The following is a 9,690-nucleotide window of genomic DNA, read 5'->3' on the forward strand; positions in this document are numbered from 1 at the left end:
CTGAGAGCCATTCTGAAAGACAGAAACCTGATTTCTACTTATTGATCATTTTCCCGAATCAAAGTCCTGTTTTCCTGTTAGCTTCACTAACATCAATGTTATGAACTTCCATGCTAAAACCGACTCTAAGCCGCAGAATCAATTTTGAATATCCTTGCCAACCAGAGAAAAGAACAACTTTTAAGAAACGAACGATGGACTGCATAAATAACCATTCTTGCCTTGGTGAGCCACTCTCATCAACACCCGAAACTCAATTAGAGACACCCCGTTTTAGCACTATGGGCAGGGACGTCATTGTACGTGACAAGAACAAGATTTCATTATTGCTCGATTTACCCATTGAAATACAATCCAAAATTTATAGCTATTTGCAGACCCGTGATATAGCCCATTTAACACGGGCAAATTCATACCTTAACAACACGCTCAAAAATGATACTTCAATGGCTAGGGCATGGTATCGCCAGATTGCTTCATCACACCAGGCTCTAATAAAGACAATCGTCACTGAAAAAGATAAGGATCAACTCGAGAATTGGTTGAGCCGGTTTACAATGGATAAGGCATTAGTCAAGTCAGTCATGGATCGTCATGGGAGTATTGACTTTCCTGCTCTGTTCTCTTTCACTCTCACTAAACTGATGATTGAATGCAAAACATTTATATTTGAGACAAAAGCCTCCCTCCCCAATAATGGCAAGATCAACTCTGCTACCTTCAGTGCCGATGGCCGCTATCTGGTGAGCGTCAGCGATAGTAAAACGGTGATAATCTTTGGTCGGGAGACCGATGGTTCATGGCAAGCAAAAGGCACTATCCCCCATAATGGTCGTGTCATATCATTCATGCTCAGTAACGATGGCCACTATGTAGTGACCGCCAGTGAAGATCGCAATGCGAGAATCTATGGCAAGAAGGACGAACATTCATGGGAAGAAAAAACCACTATTACCCATGATAATCGTCTCATGTCAGCTACCTTCAGCGCCAACGATCGCTATGTAGTGACCGCCAGTCACGATGGCAAGGCGAAAATCTATGGTCTGGAAGACGATGAGTCATGGGCAGAAAAAGCCATCATTAGCCACGATTCTTTAACATCAGCCACCTTCAGCGCCGATAGTTGCTATATGGTGACCACCAGTCTGGATCATACAGCAAAAATCTATGGCAAGATGAACGATGGGTCATGGATAGTAATAGCCATCATTTCCCATGACAAACCAGTCTGGTCAGCCAAATTCAGCGCCGATAGCCGACATATGATCACCTGTTGTGAAGGTAACAGGATGAAAATCTGTGGCCTTGAGAACGATGGGGCATGGGAAGAAAAAGCCATCTTTCCCAATGAGGATCGTTTCTTCTCTGTCACATTCAGCGTCGATAGCAGCCATATGGTAACCTCCGGTCAAGATGGCAGGGCGATAATCTATGGTCTGGAAGACGGATCATGGAACGAAAAAGCCATCATTTCTCATAATGATTGGGTCCTCTCAACCACCTTCAGCCCCGATAGCCGCTGTGTGATCACCCGCAGTAGAGATAAAAAGGCGAAAATCTATCGCCTGAACGATCATGGATCATGGGAAGAAAGAGCTACCATTTCCCATAATAAACAGATCAACTCAGCCAGATTCAGCTCCGATAGCCGCCATGTGATGACCCACGGTGAAGACAGGAAGGTAAAAATCTATGGCCGTAAGGTCAATGGATCCTGGGAAGAAAAAACCACCATTTGTAGTGGTTTGTATATTAGATCAGCATCCTTCAGCGCCGATGGCAGCCATTTGGTCACTGCCAATAACGATAATGTGTCGGAATTTATTTATCACCAGTTAAGACATACATTTTTTAGTTTACTCCCGCCGTTAGATTCTCATCTTGCTATTGTTTACGGTCAGGTAAGCGATGGGTCATGGCAAAAAAAAGCCACCATTTCCTATCCCAGAGGGATCGTGTCAGCCACCTTCAGCGTCGATGGCCATGTGTTGTCCATCCATGAAGATGGGTCGGCGAAAATCACTGAACTAAGCATGGATGAATGACTGATTGCTGTCACTCACTAATTATTCTGCAACACCTGCCTGGCAAGAATCAAAGTCCTGTTTTCCTGTTAGTTTCGCTGAGATCAATGTTATGAACTTTCATAGTAAAACCGACTCTAAGCTGCAGAATCAATTTTAAATAGACTTGCCAACCAAGGAAAACAACAACTTTTAAGAAACGAACCATGGACTGCATAAATAACCATTCCTGCCTCGGTGAGCCACTCTCATCAACACCCGATCATTCTCACTCAGAGACACCCAGTGCTATCTGTATGGGTAGGGAAGTGATTGTACTTGACAAGAACAAGCTTTCATTATTGCTCGATTTGCCCCTGGGAATACAATCGAGGATTTTTACTTATTTGCGGGCTCATGATATTACCCGATTAACACGGGCAAATTCATACATCAACAACACGCTCAAAAATGATGATTCAATGGCAAGGGCATGGTATCGGCGGTTTGCTCCATCACACCAGGCTCTGATAAAGACAATCGTCACTGTAAAAGATATAGATGAACTCCAGAAATGGTTGAAGCGTTTTACAAAGGATGAGGCATTAGTCAAATCAGTCATGGATCGCCAATCGAGTATTCATTTTCCCACACTGTTCTTTTTCACTATCACTAAACTGATGTCTGAATGTAAAACATTTAAATTAGAGACAAAAGCCACCCTCCCCATTAATGGCAGGATCGAATCAGCTGCCTTCAGTGACGATGGCCACTATCTGGTGAGCAACAGTGATGGTAAAACGGTGGATATCTATGGCCAGGAGAGCGATGGATCATGGCAAGCAAAAGGTACTTTCTCCCATTATGAATACATCAGATCAGTCACCTTCAGTGCCAATAGCCGCTATTTAGTGACCGCTGGCCTGGATGGCAAGGCGAAAATTTATGGCAAGAAAGACGAACGATCATGGGAAGAAAAAGCCACTATTTCCCACAATTGCTGGGTCAATTCAGCCACCTTCAGCCCCGATAGCTGCCATGTGTTGACCTACAGTAACGACGGCAAGGCGAAAATCTATGGCAAGAAGGACGAACGATCTTGGGAAGAAAAAGCCACTATTTCCCATGATAAATATCTCAAATCAGCCACCTTCAGCAGAGATAGTCGCTATGTAGTGACCACCAGTGGAGATTACAGGGCGAAAATCTATGGCCTGATGGACGATGGGTCATGGGCAGAAAAAGCCATCATTCTACATGATGAGTCTGTTTACTTTTCCACCTTCAGCCCCGACAGCCGCTATCTGTTGACCGCCAGCATGGATAGCAGAGCAAAAATCTATGGCAAGAAGAACGATGGGTCATGGCTAGAAAAAGCCATTCTTTCCTATGACGACTGTGTTGTCTCAGTCACCTTCAGCTCCGACAGTCGCCATGTGGTGATCACCATAGATGATGGCAGGGCAAAAATCTATAGCCTGGATGCCGATGAATCATGGGAAGAAAAAGCCATCATTGCCCATGATAAAGAGCACAGCTCAGTCACATTCAGCTCCGATAACCGTCATTTGGTGACCTCCAGTTATGATGGCAGGGCGATAATCTATAGCCTGAAGAAAAACGGATCATGGGAAGAAAAAATCACCATTTCCCACAGATTATGGGTCCGCTCAGCCACCTTCAGCCCCGATAGCCGCCATATGGTGACCGCCAGTTCAGATGGCAAAGCGAAAATCTATGGCAAGAATGATGATGAGTCATGGGAAGAAAAAGCCATCATTTCCCATAACAACAGTATCTACTCAGCCACATTCAGCTCCGATAGCCGCCATGTCATGACCTTCAGTAAAGAAGATAAAACGGTGAAAATCTATGGCCTGAAGCTCAATGGATCATGGAAAGAAAAAGCCATCATCTCTCATCTTAGGGATATCAGATCAGCAACCTTCGGCATCGATGGCCGCCATGTGATCACTGCCAGTTTCGATGGAACGGCGAAAATTTATGGTCAGAACAGCGATGGATCATGGGAAGAAAAAGCCACTATTTCCCATCCTGGTAAAATCCGTTCAGCCCGCCTCAGTAAAGATGGCCATGTGTTGACTATCGGTGGCAGGGCGAAAATCACTGAACTAAGTATGAATGATGGTTTGCTGTTACCCACTAACTGCAACACCCACCCGGCAAGAATCAAAGTACTGTTTTCCTGTTAGTTTCACTGACATCAATGTTATGAACTTTCATGCTAAAACCGACTCTGACTTTCAGAATCAATTTTAAATACCCTTGCTAATCAAGGATAAATAAAAACTTTTGAGAAACGAGCGATGGATTGCATAAATAAAAATTCCTGCCTTGGTGACCCACTCTCATCGACACCCGATCAATCTCAATCAGAAACACCAAGTGCTGCCGCTATGGGTAGGCACGTCTTTGTACGTGACAAGAACAAGCTTTCATTATTGCTCGATTTACCCATTGAAATACAATCCAAAATTTATAGATATTTGCAGACTCGTGATATTGTCTGTTTAACACTGACAAATTCATACATTAACAACGCTCTCAAAAATGATGCATCATTGGTAAGGGCATGGTATCGCCAGATTGCTTCATCTCACCAGGCTATTCCAAGAACCATCGGCACTGCAAAAGATAAAGATCAACTCGAGGATTGGTTGAGCCGTTTTACAAAGGATAAGGCATTAGTCAAATCAGTCATGGATCGCCAGGCGAGTTTTTATTGCCCTGCCCTGTTCTTTTCCACTCTCACTCAACTGATGATTGAATGTAAAACATTTAAATTTGAGACAAAGGCCACCCTTCCCAATTATGGCGAGATCAACTCAGCTACCTTGAGTGCCGATGGTCACTATCTGGTGAGCATCTGTGATCGTCAAACGGTGAAAATCTATGGCCGGGAGACCGACGGATCATGGCAAGCAAAAGGCACTATCTCCCATAATGGTTCTGTCAGATCATTCATGCTCAGTAACGATGGCCACTATGTGGTGACCGCCAGTGCAGACGGCAAGGCGAGAATCTATGGTAAAAAGGACGAACGATCATGGGAAGAAAAAGCCATCATTTCCCATGATAACCCTCTCACATCAGCCACCTTCAGCGCCGATGGTCGCTTTGTAGTGACCACCAGTATCAATGGCAAGGCGAAAATCTACGGCCGGGAAGACGATGGGTCATGGACAGAAAAAGCCATTATTAGCCACAACACTTTAGTATCATCGTCCACCTTCAGCGCCGATGGTCGCTATGTGGTGAGCACCAGCTATGATTGCAAAGCGAAAATCTATGGCAAGATTCACGATGGGTCATGGATAAAAAAAGCCATCATTCACCATGATGATTCAGTCATATCAGCCACCTTCAGCGCCGATAGCCGCCATATGATCACCTTTAGTGCAGATAGCAACGTCAATACAGGTCTCAAGGTCAAAATCTGTGGCCTGGAGGACGATGGGTCATGGGAAGAAAAAACCATCTTTTCCCATGGAGATCATTTCCTCTCTGCCACCTTCAGCGCCGATAGCTGCCATATGGTAACCTCCGGTCAAGATGGCAGGGCGATAATCTATGGTCAGGAAGACGGATCATGGAAAGAAAAAGCCACCATTTCTCATAATGGTTGGGTCTACTCAGCCACCTTCAGCCCCGATAGCCGCTATGTGATCACCCACGGTCAAGATAATGAGGCGAAAATCTATGGCCAGAACGATCATGGATCATGGGAAGAAAAAGCTACCATTTCCCATCATATGCAAATCAACTCAGTAGCCTTTAGCGCCGATAGCCGCCATGTGATCACCCTCGGTGTAGACAGGAAGGCGAAAATCTATAGCCGAAAGCTCAATGGATCCTGGGAAGGAAAAACCGTCGTTTTCTTTGTTTCATATCTCAAATCAGCAAGCTTTAGCATCGATGGACGCCATGTGGTCATCACCACTAACAATAACGAGGCGGAAATTTATGGCCAGACAAGCGATGGGACATGGCAGAAAAAAGCCTACATTTCCAATCTTAGAGGGATCACCTCAGCCACCTTCAGCGCCGATGGCCATCTGTTGATCATCCATGAAAATGAGCCGGCGAAAATCATTGAGCTAAGGATGGATGAATGACTAGCTTGAACTTTTTATGCAGATTAACCAGGCTACCGCCGCCATCCATTGAAAGGCGACCTTGACTACTTAGTCTTAATGACAAGAATGTTAATCACCATAACAAAATATCAAACAATGAATTTAGATTATTGTCCAATAAGCTAAAGACTTAAAAGGAGAGTGATTAATGACAATAATAAACGGTTCATTACTTGGAGATATCGTTAAGTTTCATAAACCAGAGCATCATGCCAACACGGCAGTCATCGTAATAGATGAGATGGATAAAAAATGGAGTTCTGAGACTGTTGAGAATCATCTTGTTAGAAAACAAAGCCAACAAGAAACCCTTCGCTTTTGTAAAGAGCTTGGATGTAGAATCATTGTCGTTCATGAGCACAAAGAAGCACATCCAAGGCATATCTATGATGTTATTAAAAAACCAGATTTTCACTGCACCAAGCAAGCGCTAGGTGTGCTTAACGCAAAAACTGAGCCTCCCTTATTGCCTTTTTTAAAAGAAAGAAAGATTACAAGCCTTGTTCTTATGGGGGGTCACTACCGTATGTGTGTTCGAGAATCTTTGATAGGCCGTTGTTCTTTTGGGCTTTTAAGTTCTGGCATTCTTAATCATCAAATTACCGTACTCACATCGCCGTCTTTACTGGCTAGTTACAGACCTGAAATGTATCAATTAGAGCCTAAATTTTCGGCTGATGCCTGTTCATTCAATAACAAAAATGGTGATTTTATCGCAGATGCTCAATGGCCAGTTTTTGCATTACACACAGGAATGAGAATCTATACAAAAATTTCTGATTAGCTTCGATCTTGCTTTGTGCAGCTGATGAGCCGCAAAGGGAACTTTAAACATCAGCTTGCCAGGATAGCGTAAATAGTTTCCGAAAAAGTTTTCGAAAAATAGTGTCAAAAAAACTCTTGCCATATCCTATTCCAGGAGCCTGTCGGACTTAAGACTGTCCTACTGCGGTTGCAATAAATTGGTCTAAAAATTCCTGCTTCTTCGTCAAATAGCTCGCTATTTTCCTCAGAACCAGAAACTTTTATCCTCAATTTCTTGCAATCCTCGCTACGGACGCTCAAGTCCGACAGGCTCCTAGTGTCTGATGGTTGTCAGACAGGCCTGTTTATTATCATTTTCCCAGATCAACCCCCTGTTTTCCTGTTAGTTACGCTTACATCAATGTCGTGAACTTTTAAGCAAAAACCGAGTCTATCTTCCAGAATCAACTTTGAATATCCCTGCTATCCAAAGTTAAAAATAACTATTGAGAAACAAACTATGAACTCCATAAAAAACCTTTCCTGCTTTGGTGGTTCACTCCCATCAACACCGGAACAAGCTCGATCAGAAAGAACCAGTGGTACCGCTATGGGCAGGAACGTCATTGTACGTGACAAGAAAGAGCTTTCATTATTGCTCGACTTACCAATGGATATACAATCCAAAATTTATTCCTATTTGCAGGCCCATGATATTACCCGTTTAGCACGGGCAAATTCATACCTTAACAATATACTCATAAATGATACTTCAATAGCAAGGACGTGGTATCGCCGGTTTTCTTCATCACACCAGGCTACGCTGGAGACAATCGTCACTACAAAAGATAAAGGTCAACTCGAGGGTTGGCTGAGGCGCTTTACAAAGGATGAGGCATTAATCAAGTCAATCATCGATCGCCAAGAGAGTATTTATTTTCCTGCGCTGTTCTTTTCCTCTATCGCTAAACTGATGTCTGAATGTAAAACATTTAAATTAGACACAAAGACCACCCTCCACGGTAGTGATGCTATCTTCAGCCGCGATGGTCGCCATATTTTGATCCTTAGAAACAATAAAACGTTGCAAATCTGTTCCCGGGAGGACGGTGGATCATGGACAGCAAAAGCCACTATCTCCCATGATAGCCGCGTCAATATGGCCAGTTTCAGCATCAATAGCCGCCATATGGTGACCGCAAGTGACGATAAAACCGCAAAAATTTTTGCTCTGAAAGACGATGGATCATGGGAAGAAGAAGCCACTATTTCCCATGATGAGCGTGTCTCCTCAGCTACCTTCAGCGACGATAGCCGCTATGTGGTGACCGCCAGTGAAGATGGCAAGGCGAAAATCTATGGCAAGCAAGACGATGAGTCATGGGTAGAAAAAACCATTATTTCCCATGATAGCCCTGTCAAGTCTGCCACCCTCAGCGCCGATGGTCGCTATTTATTGACTGTCTGTATGGGAGGCAGCATGGCGAGAATCTGTGGCATGCAGGACGATGGATCATGGGTGAAAAAAGTCACGATTTCCCATGATAGTCCTGTCAAGTCAGCCACCTTCAGCACCGATGGCCGCCATGTGGTGACCACCAGCTTCGTTCGGGCGAAAATCCATGGCCTGGAGGCCGATGGATCATGGGAAGAAAAAGCCATCATTACCCACGAGGGTTCAGTCTTATCAGCGACATTCAGCGCCGATAACCGCCATTTAGTGACCGCCAGTAACGATGGCAAGGCGATAATCTGCGGCAAGAAGGACGACGGATCATGGGAAGAAACAACCACTATTTCCCATGGTGATCGGGTCTACTCAGCCACCTTTAGCCCCGATAGCCGCTGTGTGATCACCCGCAGTGAAGATAAAAAATCGAAAATCTATGGCCATAAGAACGATGGATCGTGGGAAAAAAAAACGACCATTTCCTATTATTTGGAGAGCATTAAATCCGTCACCTTTAGTGCCGATAGCCGCCATGTGATCATCCACAGTGGAGATAATAAGTTGAAAATCTATGGCCAGATGGACAATGGATCCTGGAAAAAAAAAGCGACCATTTCCCGTGTTTCTGGTTTCAAATCAGCAGCCTTTAGCCTCGATGGCCGTCATATAGTCACAACCAGAAACGATAAAACGGCGAAAATTTATGGCCAGTTAAGCGATGGATCATGGAAAGAAAAAGCCACCATTTCCCATCGCAGTAGAATCAGGTCAGCCACCTTCAGAGCCGGTGGCCATGTGTTGACCATCCACGACGATAACAGTGGAATCAGGTCAGCCATCTTCAGTGCCGATGGCCATGTGTTGACCATCCACGACAATAATACGGTGAAAATCACTGAACTAAGGATGGATGACTGATTATTTGCTGTCACTCGTTAGCCCGGCCCCACATTAACCCGGCAAACCGTTTGCCCTCTCCGGGCAAGTCACCTAAAGCGCCGTTACCTGATTGGGCAAAAATATCCTGAGCCAGTTGCCTTTCTGCCGGATTGTCGCTTGTGCTCAAAAGCTGTAAAGCCTGATTCACATTAACTCTATCGAGCATGTCCTCTTTCTGAATCTTACGATCATATAATTCTTTCTGCATCCGCTACTAAAAATCTAACATAATCTGTAATTATGTAGACTTATTTACGCCGTCACCGCGGATGCACGACGAATCGTGTCTAACTCCACTCTTGCGTAGGGTTTAACGTCGAGCTGTAACGTGTCTCGACCATAATTATCAAGGTTCAAACTCGCACTGTAATCTCTGTCATGCAGAGTTTTACAT

Annotated in this window: 6 protein-coding genes; 5 read left to right on the forward strand and 1 reads right to left on the reverse strand. The window is 44.3% G+C overall.

All coding sequences use genetic code 11. From position 1 onward, the window contains the following. Positions 1 to 194 precede the first annotated feature (194 nt). The 5 genes from KBW69_RS06005 to KBW69_RS06025 all read left to right on the forward strand — a co-directional run bounded on the left by KBW69_RS06005 (position 195) and on the right by KBW69_RS06025 (position 9,275). Entirely contained in the window at positions 195 to 2,048 is a 1,854-nt protein-coding gene (locus KBW69_RS06005) for a hypothetical protein (protein WP_257280285.1), read from the forward strand. 185 nt (positions 2,049 to 2,233) lie between these two features. Then, positions 2,234 to 4,219 (forward strand): WD40 repeat domain-containing protein, encoded by a 1,986-nt coding sequence (locus KBW69_RS06010; RefSeq protein ID WP_257280286.1) that lies wholly within the window; start codon positions 2,234 to 2,236, stop codon positions 4,217 to 4,219. A 114-nt stretch (positions 4,220 to 4,333) separates the two neighbouring features. Beyond that, a complete protein-coding gene (locus tag KBW69_RS06015) occupies positions 4,334 to 6,142 on the forward strand; it encodes a hypothetical protein (RefSeq protein WP_257280287.1) in 1,809 nt (602 codons plus the stop codon). A gap of 169 nt (positions 6,143 to 6,311) precedes the next feature. Further along, positions 6,312 to 6,947 (forward strand): hypothetical protein, encoded by a 636-nt coding sequence (locus KBW69_RS06020; protein ID WP_257252638.1) that lies wholly within the window; start codon positions 6,312 to 6,314, stop codon positions 6,945 to 6,947. Positions 6,948 to 7,427: 480 nt separating this feature from the next. After that, a complete protein-coding gene (locus tag KBW69_RS06025; RefSeq protein WP_257280288.1) occupies positions 7,428 to 9,275 on the forward strand; it encodes an F-box/WD40 repeat-containing protein in 1,848 nt (615 codons plus the stop codon). A 10-nt stretch (positions 9,276 to 9,285) separates the two neighbouring features. On the opposite strand, the gene KBW69_RS06030 is transcribed toward KBW69_RS06025, so the two are convergent. Beyond that, positions 9,286 to 9,462, reverse strand: a complete 177-nt coding sequence (locus tag KBW69_RS06030; protein WP_257276133.1) for a hypothetical protein — start codon at positions 9,460 to 9,462, stop codon at positions 9,286 to 9,288. Positions 9,463 to 9,690 lie beyond the last annotated feature (228 nt).

Source organism: Endozoicomonas sp. ISHI1 (assembly GCF_024606225.1).
Lineage (GTDB): Bacteria > Pseudomonadota > Gammaproteobacteria > Pseudomonadales > Endozoicomonadaceae > Endozoicomonas_A.

Coding starts and splice junctions, on each gene's coding strand:
- KBW69_RS06005 (WP_257280285.1), top strand. CDS start 195: ATGGACTGCATAAATAACCATTCTTGCCTTGGTGAGCCACTCTCATCA.
- KBW69_RS06025 (WP_257280288.1), top strand. CDS start 7,428: ATGAACTCCATAAAAAACCTTTCCTGCTTTGGTGGTTCACTCCCATCA.
- KBW69_RS06015 (WP_257280287.1), top strand. CDS start 4,334: ATGGATTGCATAAATAAAAATTCCTGCCTTGGTGACCCACTCTCATCG.
- KBW69_RS06030 (WP_257276133.1), bottom strand. CDS start 9,462: ATGCTCGATAGAGTTAATGTGAATCAGGCTTTACAGCTTTTGAGCACA.
- KBW69_RS06010 (WP_257280286.1), top strand. CDS start 2,234: ATGGACTGCATAAATAACCATTCCTGCCTCGGTGAGCCACTCTCATCA.
- KBW69_RS06020 (WP_257252638.1), top strand. CDS start 6,312: ATGACAATAATAAACGGTTCATTACTTGGAGATATCGTTAAGTTTCAT.